Annotated in this window: 12 protein-coding genes, 2 pseudogenes and 1 riboswitch; of the genes and pseudogenes, 3 read left to right on the top strand and 11 right to left on the bottom strand. The window is 64.2% G+C overall.

Annotated features, from left to right (window positions below; translation table 11 throughout):
• Window positions 1–143 precede the first annotated feature (143 nt).
• From AC629_RS27660 to AC629_RS27650, 3 genes are all read right to left on the bottom strand, one after another.
• The gene (locus tag AC629_RS27660) at window positions 144–1,196 is read right to left on the bottom strand and encodes a hypothetical protein (protein WP_084808061.1); all 1,053 of its coding nucleotides are present in this window, start codon (window positions 1,194–1,196) and stop codon (window positions 144–146) included.
• A gap of 103 nt (window positions 1,197–1,299) precedes the next feature.
• Complete coding sequence (locus AC629_RS27655; protein WP_084808060.1) at window positions 1,300–1,713, bottom strand: PAS domain S-box protein; 414 nt, start codon at window positions 1,711–1,713, stop codon at window positions 1,300–1,302.
• A gap of 165 nt (window positions 1,714–1,878) precedes the next feature.
• Entirely contained in the window at window positions 1,879–2,985 is a 1,107-nt protein-coding gene (locus AC629_RS27650) for a 2'-deoxycytidine 5'-triphosphate deaminase (protein ID WP_084808059.1), read from the bottom strand.
• Window positions 2,986–3,093: 108 nt separating this feature from the next.
• Window positions 3,094–3,173: riboswitch (SAM riboswitch) on the top strand.
• A 73-nt stretch (window positions 3,174–3,246) separates the two neighbouring features.
• On the opposite strand from AC629_RS27650, the gene AC629_RS27645 reads away from it, so the two are divergent.
• Window positions 3,247–4,434 (top strand): O-succinylhomoserine sulfhydrylase, encoded by a 1,188-nt coding sequence (locus AC629_RS27645; RefSeq protein ID WP_084808058.1) that lies wholly within the window; start codon window positions 3,247–3,249, stop codon window positions 4,432–4,434.
• 126 nt (window positions 4,435–4,560) lie between these two features.
• Here the strand turns inward: AC629_RS27645 and AC629_RS27640 are convergent, their stop codons facing one another.
• The 3 genes and pseudogenes from AC629_RS27640 to AC629_RS27630 all read right to left on the bottom strand — a co-directional run bounded on the left by AC629_RS27640 (window position 4,561) and on the right by AC629_RS27630 (window position 7,584).
• Window positions 4,561–5,550, bottom strand: a complete 990-nt coding sequence (locus AC629_RS27640) for an SGNH/GDSL hydrolase family protein (protein ID WP_084808057.1) — start codon at window positions 5,548–5,550, stop codon at window positions 4,561–4,563.
• A gap of 12 nt (window positions 5,551–5,562) precedes the next feature.
• A complete protein-coding gene (locus tag AC629_RS27635) occupies window positions 5,563–6,246 on the bottom strand; it encodes an SGNH/GDSL hydrolase family protein (protein ID WP_502693057.1) in 684 nt (227 codons plus the stop codon).
• A 95-nt stretch (window positions 6,247–6,341) separates the two neighbouring features.
• A pseudogene (locus tag AC629_RS27630) lies at window positions 6,342–7,584 on the bottom strand (OpgC domain-containing protein).
• A 179-nt stretch (window positions 7,585–7,763) separates the two neighbouring features.
• Here AC629_RS27630 and apaG point away from each other — a divergent pair.
• Complete coding sequence (gene apaG / locus AC629_RS27625) at window positions 7,764–8,156, top strand: Co2+/Mg2+ efflux facilitator ApaG/CorD (RefSeq protein WP_084808109.1); 393 nt, start codon at window positions 7,764–7,766, stop codon at window positions 8,154–8,156.
• A gap of 348 nt (window positions 8,157–8,504) precedes the next feature.
• Here apaG and AC629_RS27620 read toward each other — a convergent pair whose 3' ends face one another.
• The 3 genes and pseudogenes from AC629_RS27620 to AC629_RS27610 all read right to left on the bottom strand — a co-directional run bounded on the left by AC629_RS27620 (window position 8,505) and on the right by AC629_RS27610 (window position 11,873).
• Window positions 8,505–9,512: an Hsp33 family molecular chaperone gene (locus tag AC629_RS27620; protein WP_084808055.1), complete on the bottom strand. Its 1,008-nt coding sequence runs from the start codon at window positions 9,510–9,512 to the stop codon at window positions 8,505–8,507.
• 231 nt (window positions 9,513–9,743) lie between these two features.
• A pseudogene (gene argF / locus AC629_RS27615) lies at window positions 9,744–10,665 on the bottom strand (ornithine carbamoyltransferase).
• Complete coding sequence (locus tag AC629_RS27610) at window positions 10,665–11,873, bottom strand: aspartate aminotransferase family protein (protein ID WP_084808108.1); 1,209 nt, start codon at window positions 11,871–11,873, stop codon at window positions 10,665–10,667. The pseudogene argF and the gene AC629_RS27610 overlap by 1 nt, the downstream one beginning before the upstream one ends.
• A gap of 457 nt (window positions 11,874–12,330) precedes the next feature.
• On the opposite strand from AC629_RS27610, the gene AC629_RS27605 reads away from it, so the two are divergent.
• On the top strand, window positions 12,331–12,843 hold the full coding sequence (locus tag AC629_RS27605; protein WP_084808054.1) for a GcrA family cell cycle regulator: 513 nt from the start codon (window positions 12,331–12,333) through the stop codon (window positions 12,841–12,843).
• Window positions 12,844–13,072: 229 nt separating this feature from the next.
• On the opposite strand, the gene phoB is transcribed toward AC629_RS27605, so the two are convergent.
• Both phoB and phoU read right to left on the bottom strand, forming a co-directional pair.
• The gene (gene phoB, locus AC629_RS27600) at window positions 13,073–13,780 is read right to left on the bottom strand and encodes a phosphate regulon transcriptional regulator PhoB (protein WP_074122952.1); all 708 of its coding nucleotides are present in this window, start codon (window positions 13,778–13,780) and stop codon (window positions 13,073–13,075) included.
• 22 nt (window positions 13,781–13,802) lie between these two features.
• Window positions 13,803–14,519, bottom strand: a complete 717-nt coding sequence (gene phoU, locus AC629_RS27595; RefSeq protein WP_084808053.1) for a phosphate signaling complex protein PhoU — start codon at window positions 14,517–14,519, stop codon at window positions 13,803–13,805.
• Between the last annotated feature and the right edge of the window lie 2 nt (window positions 14,520–14,521).

Below are 14,521 nucleotides of genomic sequence, written 5' to 3'. Positions count from 1 at the left end.
TTTGCGGCGCGGCAATGACTAGGTGTGCCAATCAATTTCATCGCGCGAAAGGCGCGGCGAGAGGCTTGTTAGCACGGTGCGCGCCGATTCCTCCTGCGCCAGGTGCAGGCGTGCCCTGCGGCAGCGCATTTCAAGAGATGGAATTACCCGATGGTCCAGACCAGTGGCGGGCGGCCGCTTGGCGTCGGGCGCAGATGCACGCCGATGTGCCGGCCGCATCCCGCGGCCAGCCCTTCGAACAGGCCCTCCAGCACCCTGGCGCAGGCGCGGTGATAGTCGGCGACATCTTCCATCAGCTTCCAGCTCTGCTGGCGGATCTCGAACGTGCCTTCGGATTGCGAGGTCCCGGCGGTATCGTCCTGCGCGGCGAACAGGGCATTGAGGAACGATGCGAATTCGCGCGCACCGCCGCGGTTCATCGCGAGCGCGGCTGCGACCTCGTCGAAATATTGCATGCCGATCAGCTTGCCGGTGAGGTGCAGGAGATAGCCGGCATCCTCCAGCCCGAACAGCTGCACCATCACGGGCGCGGCGGTGCGCACATATTCCATCGCGTAGTTGCGATAGGCTTTTTCGAGCCGCGGCTTCGGCCAACTCGAGACAGGCAGCGCCGGCGCAGTCTTGGCGTCGAACAGCGGCGCTTCCAGATGTCGCGCGAACACCAGACGCTGCTCGAGTTCGAGCGGATGGTCGTATTGAAAGTAGTAGCCTTCGAGCCCGTCCTGGCCGTCGACGCTCTGCTTGGTGCAGACGAAGCCAAGTCTGGTATCACCGAGCGCGACGCCGTTGTTCGCGTGCCAGCCGCGCAGCATCGCGCGGCTGACCTCGCCCGGCACGCCGCAGATCGCAGTGCCCCTCCAGATCCAGCGCGGTGGCGGATAGCGGATCCACGCTTTGACATCGCTCTCATACATGTATTCGACATGCACGCCGCCGATCCAGTTGGAGAGATAGTGGTATTGCGCGGCGGCCACCGCCGGAGGCAGATGGCTGAGGCCGAGCTTTTCGAGCCCTGGCAGAAAGCGCTCCTGCTGCTGGCGGCGAAACACGCGGAAGACGAATTCGGCCGCATCCGCGGTGCCGCGCCGCGTGACCACGGTGAGGATGAGGCCGGTGAAGTAGGCATGATAGAGATCGGCGACCGCGCGCCAGCGCTTCCATTGGGCTTCCTGCGCAGAATCAGCCGTCGCGGTCATGTTCGCTCCCGATCGTTGTTTGATCGAGTGTGTCACTGCACCCGGTGACAGGCAAGCTGACGCCCATGCAGGGCGCCCTGCATGACAGCCCGTCAATTCCGCATCACGAATTTTGCGCAGCTTTGGCGGCTCGCTCACGCTCGACACGCTCGGTGACGTCGCGCGCCATCGCGACCGATCCGAGCACTGCGCCGCCGGCAGCTCGCACCAGCGCGAAGGTCATTTCGATGTAGAGCTTGCGTCCGCTCTTGTGCAGCGCGCGGGTGAGCGTCGGCCGGCCGGCGAGCTTCATGCTGCCGCTCGCAATCGCGGCTTCAAAACCCTTCCAGTGCGCGGCCCGCAGATGTTCGGGAACGATCAGATCGAGATTTTGGCCCAGCGCCTCGTCCGCCGAAAAACCAAACAAGCCCGTCGATGCACGATTCCAGCGCACGATCGTGCCGGAGCGATCCGAATAGATCAGCGCGTCCGCGACGTCTTCGACGATCTTTGCATCAAGTTCGGATGGATTGGCCATTCCACTACCTCGCATGTAGCTCGGACTTCGCTACGTATCCTGCCACACATTCGGCGTCACCGCCCGACTTGATCGGGCGATGCGCCTGCTATCGAGCCTGATACGCCGCGGCCTACTGGGTTCCCCGCCTTCGCGGGGAATGACAGCGGGGCGAGCTACAGATCGCTACACCCGAAAATGCTTCGATAGTTTGAGGCCCTGCGCCTGGTAGTTCGAGCCGATCCGCTGGCCGTACATCGCGTCGGGGCGGGCCAGCATCTTCTCGTAGACCAGGCGGCCGACGATCTGGCCGTGTTCGAGGATGAAGGGCACTTCGCGCGAGCGCACCTCCAGCACGGCGCGCGCGCCCTGCCCGCCGGCGCCGGCATAGCCGAAGCCGGGATCGAAGAAGCCGGCATAGTGAACGCGGAACTCGCCGACGAGTGGATCGAACGGCACCATCTCCGCGGCGTAATCGGGTGGCACCTGCACCGCCTCTTTCGAAGCGAGAATATAGAACTCACCGGGATCGAGGATCAGGCTGCCGTCGGGGCGGGCCGAGATCGGCTCCCAGAAATCCTCCATCGAATAGCCGGAACGCCGATCGACGTCGACGACGCCGGTGTGGCGTTTGGCGCGGTAGCCGACGAAGCCGTTCGCCTTTTCGCCGGAGAGATCGACGGAGACAGCGACGCCGCCGGAGAGATCGGCATCGTCGATGTCGACGAGGCGCTCGGTCGCATGCAAGGCATCGAGCTCATCGGCATTGAGAATGGCATCACCGGTGCGGAAGCGCACCTGCGACAGGCGCGAGCCCTCGCGCACCAGCACAGGAAACGTCTTCGGGCTAATCTCGGCGTAGAGTGGGCCGTGATAGCCGGCGCCGATCATGTCGAAGCGGCGGGTGCCGTCGGCGATCACGCGGGTAAAGACGTCGAGCCGGCCGGTCGAGCTCTTCGGGTTCGCGGCCGCGACGATCTCCGGCGGCAGCGCGAGGCTTTCGAGGAGCGGCACGATATAGACGCAGTTGGTTTCCAGCACCGCGCCGTCGGCGAGGCTGAACTCATGCAGCTTCAACTCGTCGATACGCTCTGCGACGGTGGCGCCGGGGCCGGGCAGGAAGCTGGCGCGGACGCGATAGGCGATGTCGCCGAGACGCAGGTCGAGGCTCGCCGGCTGGATCTGGCTCTCGACAAAGTCGTAAGCGGGCAGAATGAGCCCCGCTTCCGCCATCGCCGCGATCATGCGGTCGGGCAGGATACCATTGGCGTCGGCAGCGACCGTGAACGTCAAACGGTGGTCCTCTTCGGGGTCAAACGCATCCGAAAACGCGGAAAAATGAACCTTTTACGGCTATCCGATGGACGCCTTGACGGAAAGGGCATTGCGGAATATGAGCATGACTTATCCCGTGGTGATTTGAGCCGGCCGGCTTGCAGCCACGTTAAATAAGTCGCTAAACAGGCCGGGGACCTCTGTGATCCCGGCCAGTGGAGATTTCCAGGCCGGTTTTTTTGTGACCATTTCGCTCGCGTGGTCATGTCGGAGGTACCTATGTCGAAGTCGCCTGCTGCTTACCGTCCCGAAACCCGCCTGGTCCATTCCGGCACCCTGCGCTCGCAATATGGCGAGACATCGGAGTCGCTGTTTCTGACCCAGGGCTACGTCTACAACAGCGCCGAGGAGTGCGAAGCGCGGTTCAAGGGCGAAGATCCCGGCTTCATTTATTCGCGCTACTCCAACCCGACGATCGCGATGTTCGAGCGCCGCATGATCGAGCTCGAAGGCGCCGAAGCCGCCCGCTCGGCCGCGACCGGCATGGCCGCGGTGACCACCGCGATCCTAGCGCCGCTGAAGGCTGGCGATCACGTCGTGGCCTCGCGTGCCCTGTTCGGCTCGTGCCTCTATGTCGTGCAGGATCTGTTGCCGCGTTACGGCATCGAGACGACGCTCGTCGATGGGCTCGATCTCGACCAGTGGCAGCGCGCGCTGAAGCCGAACACCAAGACGTTCTTCCTGGAGAGTCCGACCAACCCGACGCTCGACGTGCTCGACATTCCCGGCATTGCCGAGATCGCGCACAAGGGTGGCGCGCGGCTCGTCGTCGACAACGTGTTCGCGACCCCGATCTGGCAGAGCCCGCTCGCGCTTGGTGCTGACGTCGTGGTCTATTCCGCGACCAAGCACATCGACGGCCAGGGCCGCTGTCTCGGCGGTGTCATCCTTTCGTCGGAAGCCTTCATCGCCGAGCACATCCACAATTTCATGCGCCAGACCGGCCCGTCGATCTCGCCGTTCAACGCCTGGGTCCTGCTCAAGGGCCTGGAGACGCTTGGCGTCCGCGTGCGCGCGCAGACCGACACCGCAGCGCGCATTGCGGACGTGCTGGCGAGCCACCCCAAGATTTCGAGGCTGGTCTACCCCGGCCGAGACGATCATCCGCAGGCGGCGCTGGTGAAGAAGCAGATGCGCGGCGGCTCGACACTGGTCGGCTTCGAGGTCAAGGGCGGCAAGGCCGCGGCGTTCCGCGTGCTCAACGAGCTCAAGCTTGCGAAGATCTCGAACAATCTTGGCGACGCCAAGAGCCTCGTGACGCATCCGGCGACCACGACGCATCAGCGCCTGAAGCCGGAAGTGCGCGCCGAGCTCGGCATCAGCGAGGGCTTTATCCGCTTCTCGGCAGGGCTCGAGCACGCGGACGATCTGATCGAGGATCTGACGGCAGCGCTGGAGAAGGCGTGAGGCGATCGAGCGGTCGGGCTAATACAAGGGTGGGCAAAGCGAAGCGTGCCCACCGTTCACGATCCCGGCGCCGATAGATGGTGGGCGCGGCGCGCGAAGAGCGCGCCTCTGCCCACCCTACGACATCTACATCGGCCGGTACGTGCGCACGTCCGGCGGCACATTCACGCCGAGCTTGATCTGACCGACGGAGCGGATGATGTCGTCGCCGAGGAGCTGGGCGAAGCAGGCGTAGCCCCAATCGTTCATGTGCAGGCCATCGGCGATGACGAAACTCTCGACCGGGATCGCCTGCTTCTCGTGCCAGTCACGCATCACCTCGAAGCGCGGGAAGATGCCGACGTGGCGGAGCTCGGCGACCTTGCCGAGCAGCTTCACCATTTTGCCCGCGCTCTCCGCGCGCTGATTGACGGCGGGCGAATATTGCGGATCGACCAGCACGATGTCGGCCTCGTCGGCAGCCTGGATGCGGGCGATGCCGTCCTCGACCATTTTTGCGGTATCGCCGGGATCGAGATTGCGCAGCACTGCGTTGGTGCCGACTTGCCAGATCACGAGATCCGGATGCACGTCGATCACCTCCTTCTGGAGACGCTTGGTCATCTCGGGCGCATCCTCGCCGCCGACGCCGGCATTGATGACGGTGATGTCGGCTGTCGGATAGTGCCGGCGCAGTTGCGCGGCGAGGCGGGTCGGATAATTGAAATCGGGTGAGCTGGCACCATAGCCGGCCGTCGACGACGAGCCGAACGCAACGATGATGACGGGCTTGCCAGCGACGAGCTTGCCCGCGACATGCGGCAGCGAGCCCATCGCCTTCGAGCTGTCCTTCGGCGCCAGGCAGGGCACGCGGCTGAAGATGTCGCCAGCGGATTTCGCAACCTGCTTCACCTTGTCTATGGCGCGCGCAGTGAGGCCGCGCTGCTCAGCGGACGGCGTCGCGGCGACCGTGGTCTGGGAGGGTGATGCGGGAGCGGAATTAGCGGTGGGGGCGGCCGTTGCCTGCGCGGCTTGCGCCTGCGCGGGCGACTGCGCCAGCAGTGTCAGTACCAGAACCGCCGCTGCTGCGGGCGCGGCCAACCATGTCGTCGGGCAAAAAGGGCGAAGAGAACTCATTAACGCTAGACCTCAATTTTGCTGCTGGGCCGGCCCCAGATGGGCAGCGTCGATCACGAACTGAGCCAACGCCCGGCCAAGGCAATCATGGACCTGTTTCGCCAGTTCTGGGCCGCGGGACGGGCTGAACAGGTCGAACTGACCCTGATCATTCCATTGCCGCATGATCGCGAAACGGTCGAACAGCGGGATTTCATGCTCCTGCGCCACCACCCGCAAATTGTCGAGATAAGGCGGCGCCGAGATCATGGTCTCGGTACGCGGACTGTACTGCAAGTTCATCAACACGACGTCAGCCCCTGCATTTTGCAATGCGGCAACCCCTCCGGTCACCGCGCCGCGAAATTCCTCGGGATCGATGGCTCGGATAGCATCCACAGTCCCGGTCTGCCAGATGACCAAGGTAGGCCTTTTTGCTTCCATCAGCTTAACAAAGGTTCCAGCCGCCTCCTCGGCCGTCTTCTTGCTCTGTATTTCTACGGAGACGTTCACGGCCTCCGACGGCGGCAGCTTGTCCTTCAAAATGGCCTGCATCCGCGCCGGATAGGAGCTGTCCTCGGAGAACGGTATCCTGGTCGAACCGCTGCCAATGACCAGGATTTCAAGCGGCCTGCCGGCCTTGACGACATCGGCAACCTTCGGAAGCTGGCTTTCGGTGGTAAGCAGATAGGACGGCAATTCGCAGGCTGCGGGCATGGCCGGAGCAGCAGGCGCAGCATCGCCCGCGCGCGCCGCCGGCGCGGCGAGGCCACCGCATAGCAGGATCAGGCTCAGGAGAACCTTCGCCTTCATCAGCCCCCTCCCGCCATGTCGGCGTTGCCGACTGCGTTTTTTGGTTTTAGCACCGCTCTTGTCAGCCACGCGCTTGTACCACGAAATCACCCAGGCCATGCCCCACATGATCAGGATTCCGCAGAGACTAATCAGCGCATGCATGGCTGCGCCGCCGGAGACTTCGGCCAGGATGAAATGGCCGGCGAAGGCGAGGAAGACGCCGAGACAGAAGATCTCGAGGGAATGCTGGCCGCACAGGATCAGCGGCCGCAGCCAGGGCGATTTCAGGCCCGGCCAGTCCCGCGGCAGGAAGCGGACGGTGAGCGCGGCCAACGCCAGGAAATGCGTGAAGCGCAACACGTCAAGATCGGTCTTGTCGATCGGATACATCCACTGCTCGAGCCGCTTCGGCATGAAGTGGGAGAGCTGCGGCACATACCAGGTCAGCGTCACGTAGAACGCCGCGACGATATAAGCGATCGCGATCCACATCGTCACGCGTGACGCCAGGATGCGCGACATCCGTCGCGCACCTCCAAGCGCACACCACGCACCGAACACGAACAGCAATTGCCAGGCCAACGGATTGAACGCCCAGAAGCCGTTCGGATAGGCCGAGAGATAAAGGTCGTATTCCCAGGTCACCGCGTAAAGCACGACCGAGAGGCCGAGCGTGACATCGGGCCGCCACTTCATCGACCACAGGATCAAGGGCAGCGCCAGCATCAGCACGATGTAGAGCGGCAGCACGTCCATGTTGACGGGACGGAAGCGCAACAGCAGCGCCTGCACGATGGTAACGTCGGGCTGCTTGAGGAAATCCATGATGCCCATCTCTTCGGTGTAGAGCGGGTTCTCGAAGCTGGTCGCGACGTAGGAGATCTCGGCGAGGAAGATCGTGAACAGGAAGACGTGGGCGACATAGATCTGCCAGCAGCGCCGCAGGATGCGCGCGGTGGCGATGACGAAGCCGCTTTCCAGCATCGCCCGGCCGTAGACGAAGGCCGCGGTGTAGCCAGAGATGAAGATGAAGATCTCGGTCGCGTCGCTGAAGCCGTAGTTGCGGATCGTGAACCAGGTCAGAAGACTCGGCGGCAGATGGTCGATGAAGATCAGCCACAGCGCGAGGCCGCGGAACAGGTCGAGCCGGAGCTCGCGCTCGCCGATGGCGGGGAGCGAGATGGCCGGCGCGGCCGCGCGCGGCTTGGCCTCCGCGGTTCCCGCGATCGTCGATCCCGTCACTTGATCGGCAATGGTCATCGGGGCCTGAAACCCTTCCGCAAATTGCGATGCTGAATGGATTGTACCGGTCCGGTCGTCGTCTCGCAAAGCGGCCGGATCAGTTTGGGCTCTATTCTTCGCGAATTCTGGCGGGACGATGTCGCGAAAGCCGCCTGCGGCGATTGGTTCCCGGCCGGGTTTTCGTTATGATGGCAGCCATGTACCGCGCCGTGACCCGCCAGATCGAAGTAACCGTCGAGCCGAACTATGTTCCGGAACAGTCGTCGGCCGACCGGTCCCGTTTTTTCTGGTCCTACACCATCGTCATCACCAATTCCGGCGACGAGACCGTGCAGCTCAAGACGCGGCACTGGATCATCACCGACGCCTCCGGCCGCCAGCAGGAGGTGAAGGGCGAGGGCGTGGTCGGCGAGCAGCCGATCCTGGCCCCCGGCGAACGCTTCGAATACACCTCGGGCGTACCGCTCTCGACCGCCTCGGGCTTTATGACCGGCCGCTACCAGATGGTCAGCGAAAGCGGCGAACGCTTCGAGATCGACGTGCCGACCTTTTCGCTGGACAGCCCGGACAACAAACGCGTGTTGAACTGAGGCAGGCGGCGCTGCCTTAGCCTTTGGCGAGCAGTTTGCCGATCACTCACTCTCGTGTCCCGGACGCGCTGCAACGCCATAGCGCGTCGAAGACGCGCGTAAACGCGCTTACGGCGTTGCTGCGCAGAGCCGGGCCCCAGAAGGCGACACGGTAAGACACGGTGAGATGGGCCCCGGCTCTGCAGCGCACCGTCGAAGGGACGCTGCGTGCGTCCGGGGCACGAGTGGAGAGTAAGGCGCCCGCTGCCTCCACCTCGTCATTGCGAGCGCAGCAAAGCAATCCAGACTGTTACTGCGGAAAGATTCTGGATTGCTTCGCTGCGCTCGCAATGACGGAGAATGGATAGGCTACGCGTCCTCGACGCCCGCCTCGTGCGGCGTGAAGTGGTAGACTGACGAGCAAAACTCGCAGGTCACGACGACCTTGTCGTCCTTGACCATAGCGGTGCGGTCGTCGGGCGAGAAGCTCTTGAGCATGGAGGCGACCGCGTCGCGCGAGCAGGAGCATTGTGCCTTGAGGACCAGCGGCTTGAACACGCGCACGCCGCGCTCGTGGAACAGGCGGAACAGCAGCCGCTCGCTGGAGAGCTCGGGATCAATCAGCTCGACGTCTTCGACGGTTTCGATCAGCGAGCGCGCCTCGACCCAGGCATCGTCTTCAGTGACGCTGTGCGCTTCGACGCCTTCGGGCGCATCGCCGGGATGCAGGTCGGCCTGCCGCGCACGCTCCGGCGCCTTGGGCAAGAACTGCATCAGCATGCCGCCGGCGCGCCAGCGATGCTTGCCGCCGTCGCTCGAGCGCCACTCCTCGCCGACTGCGAGGCGCACGCGCGTCGGGATCTGCTCGGAGCGCAGGAAATATTCGTGGGCGGCGTCTTCCAAACTGCCGCCGTCGAGCGCGACCAGACCTTGGTAGCGGCTCATGTCGGGGCCCTGGTCGATGGTCATGGCGAGATGACCGCGGCCGAGCAGCGTGCCGGAATCCCTGGCATCGCCGAGACGCGCAGCGTCGTAGCGCGCATAGGCGCGCAGGCGATCCGGCGCCATGTAGTCGACGACCAGGAACGACACCGGACCATCGGTCTGCGCCTGAAGGATGAAGCGTCCTTCGAATTTCAGCGCCGAGCCGAGCAGCGTCGTCAGCACGATGGCCTCGCCGAGCAGCTTGCCGACCGGCGCGGGATAGTCATGCTTGGTCAGGATCTCGTCGAGCGCAGGACCAAGCCGAACCAGGCGCCCGCGCACGTCGAGCGCGTCGACCTCATAGGGCAGCACGGCGTTATCGACGGGAACCGATGATGGTGCGCGAACCGGGCCTTCAGGCCCGGTTTTCATGTCGGGGGATTGGGAAACCATGGCGCTCTATCTGGGGTCGGAGGAGGTGAAATGGAAGGGGCGCGAGGCGATGTGTTCCGGATGCAGCTATGGAGCGCACGACGATACCGCAAATTCGATGTCGTCCCGAAGCGCGAGCCCGGGACCCATAACCACAGGATTACGTTGTAGCCCGAGATGATAGCTCCGAGTCCTCGCCGGACGACAGCGGAGGACGGGACCGCCGGCGCAGCCATCCACTCCGTCGCCGCGCTATTTCACCGCGTCAAAGCACCAGGCCAAGATGCCCTTCTGCGCATGGAGGCGGTTCTCGGCCTCGTCGAACACGACCGATTGCGGGCCGTCGATCACCTCGTCGGTGACCTCCTCGCCGCGATGGGCAGGCAGGCAGTGCATGAACAGCGCGTCGGGCTTGGCCAGCGACATCAGCTTGGAATTGACCTGGTAGGGCTTGAGCACGTTGTGACGGTGCTCGCCCTCCTTGTCGCCCATCGACACCCAGGTGTCGGTGACCACGCAATCGGCGCCCTTCACGGCGGCCTCGGGATCGGTGCCGAGCACGATCGGCGCACCAGTCGCCTTGATCCAGTCGCGCATCACCTTCTTCGGTGCGAGCTCCGGGGGGCGTTGCGACGTTGAGCTTGAACTTGAACCGTTCGGCCGCGTGCGCCCAGGACGCCAGCACGTTGTTGTCATCGCCGGTCCAGGCCACTGTCCTGCCCTCGATCGGGCCGCGATGCTCCTCATAGGTCATCAGGTCGGCCATCACCTGGCAGGGATGCGAGCGTCGCGTCAGGCCGTTGATGACGGGCACCGTGGCGTTCGCCGCAAGCTCCAGCAGCGCATCATGGTTGAGGATGCGGATCATGATGGCATCGACATAGCGCGAGAGCACGCGCGCGGTGTCGGCGATGGTTTCGCCGCGACCGAGCTGCATCTCGGCGCCGGTGAGCATGATCGCCTCACCGCCGAGCTGGCGCATGCCGACATCGAACGACACGCGCGTACGGGTCGACGGACGCTCGAAGATCATCGCCAGCGTCTTGCCTTCGAGCGGCTTGACCGGTTGGTGCGCTTTCTGCTTCGCCTTCATCGCGGAGGACGCGGCGAGCATGCGCTTGAGCTCCGACAGCGGCAGCTCGTTGATATCCAGGAAATGCTTGGGCTTGCTCATCAGCTTGCTGCCTGCTTGGCCTGAGCGGACGACAGCGCAGCACAGGCGCGCTCGAGCCGCCCGACGCTGTCTTCGATCTCGGCTTCGGTGACGATCAAGGGCGGCAGGAAGCGGACGACATTGTCGCCGGCCCCCACCGTGAGCAGCTTCTGCTCGCGCAGCGCCGCGACGAGATCGCCGGAGGGCACCACGGCCTTGATGCCGATCAGGAGGCCCTCGCCGCGCACTTCGCTGACGATTTCGGGATGACGATCGATTACGGAGGCGAGCTTCTGCTTGAGCAGCAGCGACATCTTCTGCACGTGATCGAAGAAGCCGGGCTTGAGCATGACGTCGAGCACCGCATTCGCAGCTGAGATCGCGAGCGGATTGCCGCCGAAGGTCGAGCCGTGCGAGCCGGGCGTCATGCCGGACGCTGCTTCCGCGGTCGCAAGACAGGCGCCGATCGGGAAGCCACCGCCGAGCGCTTTCGCCAGCGACATCACGTCGGGCGTGACGCCGAAGCGGCGATGGGCGAACAGATCGCCGGTACGGCCCATGCCGGTCTGCACCTCGTCGAATGCGAGCAACAGGCCGCGCTCGTCGCAGAGCTGGCGCAGCGCCTTGAGGAAAGCGGGTGTCGCCGAACGCACGCCGCCCTCGCCCTGGATCGGCTCGATCAGGATGCCGGCGGTCTGCGGACCGATCGCTTTCTTCACGGCTTCGATGTCGCCATGCGGGACCTGGTCGAAACCATCCATCGGCGGACCAAAACCTTCGAGATATTTGGCGGAGCCGGTTGCGGCCAGCGTCGCCAGCGTGCGGCCGTGGAAGGCGCCCTCGAACGTGATCATCCGATAGCGGTCGGGATGGCCTTTCGCAGCGTGATAGCGGCGCACGACCTTGATCACGCATTCCAGCGCTTCGGCGCCGGAATTGCAGAAGAACACGAAGTCCGCGAAGCTTTCGTTGCACAGACGCGCGGCGAGACGTTCACCATCCGGGCTCTGGAACAGGTTCGACATGTGCCAGAGTTTTGTGGCCTGCTCCTGCAGCGCCTTGACCAGCGCAGGATGGGCATGTCCGAGCGCGTTCACCGCCACGCCCGAGGTGAAATCGAGATAGCGATCTCCATTGGTGGCAATGAGCCAGCAGCCTTCGCCGCGCTCGAAACCGATGTCGGCTCTGGCGAAAACGGGAAGCAGATGCGGCGCGGCGCTGTTGGTCATGACGATCACTTGGGTGCTGCGGACGGTGTGAAGCGTGCATTGCGCAGCGCACCATTGACCGGCCCGGAAAACGAAACGTGCCGCCTTTTAAGGGCGGCACGTGACACTATCTTATGCTCGGGAGAACCGGTGTCAATGCTGCCCGGAAAGCCTCGCGAAACGCTGAATCCGTAGTCTTGCGGTGACGATTTTGCGTAATTTCGCCACGGAACATGTGGACGCGAGTCGGCGGACTCTTGCGCGTGAGTCACGCCATATTGTAGCGTTTGGCCTGTCAGATACGACATCTCGTGCAGCAGTTCTGATCCTCTAAGTCCTCATGTACCGGCGTAAACGTTCGGGCGTTCTAGGTGCGCCCGGCGAGCCTTAAGGGATTCTGGCGGCACGGGTTTTTCGAAGCTTAGGCATTCGCTGTGCGGCCCCAGTATGGCAGGCGCGGGCGAAGGAAAGGGTGCCAATGACGGTTTTGACCTGGTCCGACGATCGCGTCGAGCAGTTGAAAAAGCTCTGGGAAGCAGGACTTTCTGCCAGCCAGATTGCGGCCGAGCTTGGCAATGTGACCCGCAACGCCGTGATCGGCAAGGTGCACAGGCTCGGCCTGTCCGGCCGCGCCAAGAGCCCCTCATCTGCCGCTCCCCGGCCGCGCAAGGCCCGCCCCGCGCAGCACATGATGCGGGTGAGCCGTCCGATCTCGCGCGGCAACACCGCGCTGGCCCAGGCCTTCGAGGTCGAGGTTGAGCCCGATCCGGTCACCTACGACAACGTGGTGCCGATGAGCCAGCGGCTGTCGCTGCTGGAGCTGAACGAGGCAACCTGCCACTGGCCGGTCGGTGATCCCTCGAGCCCGGATTTCTTCTTCTGCGGCGGCAGGGCGCTCTCCGGCCTGCCCTACTGCGCCCAGCACTCGCGCGTCGCGTACCAGCCGGCGGCGGATCGGCGCCGACCGTCGGCGAAGCCGGGCACGCGGTGAGTTAGCTGACTGCAAAGACGGCGCCGTCACGCGGTGACGGCTCAACAAACTCGATGTCGTCCCTGCGAAAGCAGGGACCCGTACTCCGAGCCCCTGGTTGTTGCGTGAAGGGGCAACTCCGAGTCTTCGCCAAACCACGCCCAGTGGTTATGGGTCTCCCGGCCTTCGCCGGGACGACAGCGGAGATTGTGGCGACAGCTCGCCAATCACATCAAAATCGCCGGCAGACTTACGTCTGCTCCGCCTTCGCGAAACGATCATCCAGCGCGTAGCCGGCGCCGCGGACGGTGCGGATCGGATCCTGCTCGCGGCCGAGATTGAGCAGCTTGCGCAGGCGGCCGATATGCACGTCGACGGTCCGCTCGTCGATATAGATGTCGCGGCCCCAGACGCTGTCGAGCAGCTGCTCACGCGAGAACACGCGGCCGGGATGCTCCAGGAAGAACTCCAGCAAGCGATATTCGGTCGGGCCGAGATCGATCGGCCGGCCCGAGCGCGCCACGCGGCGCTTCTCACGGTCGAGCTCGATATCGCCATAGGCCAGCACGGTGGCGAGCCGCTCCGGGCTTGCGCGCCGCAAAAGGCCCTTCACGCGCGCGAGCAGCTCCGGCACCGAGAACGGCTTGACGATGTAATCGTCGGCTCCGGTCGCAAGACCGCGCACCCGCTCGCTCTCCTCGCCGCGCGCGGTGAGCATGATGATCGGGAGCTGTTTGGTCTCGGGACGGGTGCGCAGACGGCGGCACAGTTCGATGCCTGATAGTCCCGGCAACATCCAGTCGAGCACTATCAAGTCGGGGATGTGCTCCTTGAGGCGGGTGTCGGCATCGTCGCCGCGCATCACCGTCTCGACGTCATAGCCGTCGCCCTCGAGGTTGTAGCGAAGAAGCTCGGTGAGAGCTTCCTCGTCTTCAACCACCATAATGCGTGCGCCCATTGGGTCGTCGCTCCTTGCGTAATCAGGTATTCGGGACCGTCGCGGTGAAGGTCGTCATGTCGCCCTTCGGCCGCTTGTCGGCGATCGCCTGACCCTCGATCATGTAGAATACGGTCTCGGCGATGTTGGTGGCGTGGTCGCCGATGCGTTCGATGTTCTTGGCGCAGAACATCAGGTGGATGCAGAACGAAATGTTGCGCGGATCCTCCATCATGTAGGTGAGGAGTTCGCGAAACAGCGAGGTGCAGATGGCGTCGACTTCCTCGTCGCCCTTCCACACCGCCATCGCCGCTGGCAGGTCGTGCGCGGCGTAGGCGTCCAGCACTGACTTGACCTGCTGCTGCACGAGGTCGGTCATATGTTCCAGGCCACGGAACAGCTTGAGCGGATGGAAGTCCGTCTCCAGCGCCGCGACGCGCTTGCCCATGTTCTTGGCGAGGTCGCCCATGCGCTCGAGATCGGTTGCGACGCGCATGGCGCCGACGATCTCGCGCAGGTCGACCGCCATCGGCTGGCGGCGCGCGATGGTGAGCACGGCACGCTCCTCGATCCGCTTCTGCAGCGCGTCGAGCTCCGCATCGGTGGTGACGACACGCTGGCCGAGCGCGACGTCGCGGCGGATCAGCGCGTCGACGGAATCGACGATCATGCGCTCGGCGATCCCGCCCATCTCGGCGACCAGGCGGGTGAGTTCCTGGAGGTCGGTGTCGAAGGCCTTTGCGGTATGTTCAGAACCCATGT

It is taken from the genome of Bradyrhizobium sp. NAS80.1, from assembly GCF_001908205.1.
Taxonomy (GTDB): domain Bacteria; phylum Pseudomonadota; class Alphaproteobacteria; order Rhizobiales; family Xanthobacteraceae; genus Bradyrhizobium.
Note: the sequence above shows the minus strand (reverse complement) of the source record. Positions and strands in the feature narration are given on the sequence as shown.

Bases quoted from the DNA above. Each gene is read 5' to 3' on its own strand.
- phoB (WP_074122952.1), bottom strand. From the start codon at position 13,780: ATGGGCGCACGCATTATGGTGGTTGAAGACGAGGAAGCTCTCACCGAG.
- AC629_RS27645 (WP_084808058.1), top strand. From the start codon at position 3,247: ATGTCGAAGTCGCCTGCTGCTTACCGTCCCGAAACCCGCCTGGTCCAT.
- AC629_RS27620 (WP_084808055.1), bottom strand. From the start codon at position 9,512: ATGGTTTCCCAATCCCCCGACATGAAAACCGGGCCTGAAGGCCCGGTT.
- phoU (WP_084808053.1), bottom strand. From the start codon at position 14,519: ATGGGTTCTGAACATACCGCAAAGGCCTTCGACACCGACCTCCAGGAA.
- AC629_RS27635 (WP_502693057.1), bottom strand. From the start codon at position 6,246: ATGCCCGCAGCCTGCGAATTGCCGTCCTATCTGCTTACCACCGAAAGC.
- AC629_RS27605 (WP_084808054.1), top strand. From the start codon at position 12,331: ATGACGGTTTTGACCTGGTCCGACGATCGCGTCGAGCAGTTGAAAAAG.
- AC629_RS27655 (WP_084808060.1), bottom strand. From the start codon at position 1,713: ATGGCCAATCCATCCGAACTTGATGCAAAGATCGTCGAAGACGTCGCG.
- AC629_RS27610 (WP_084808108.1), bottom strand. From the start codon at position 11,873: ATGACCAACAGCGCCGCGCCGCATCTGCTTCCCGTTTTCGCCAGAGCC.
- apaG (WP_084808109.1), top strand. From the start codon at position 7,764: ATGTACCGCGCCGTGACCCGCCAGATCGAAGTAACCGTCGAGCCGAAC.
- AC629_RS27660 (WP_084808061.1), bottom strand. From the start codon at position 1,196: ATGACCGCGACGGCTGATTCTGCGCAGGAAGCCCAATGGAAGCGCTGG.
- AC629_RS27640 (WP_084808057.1), bottom strand. From the start codon at position 5,550: ATGAGTTCTCTTCGCCCTTTTTGCCCGACGACATGGTTGGCCGCGCCC.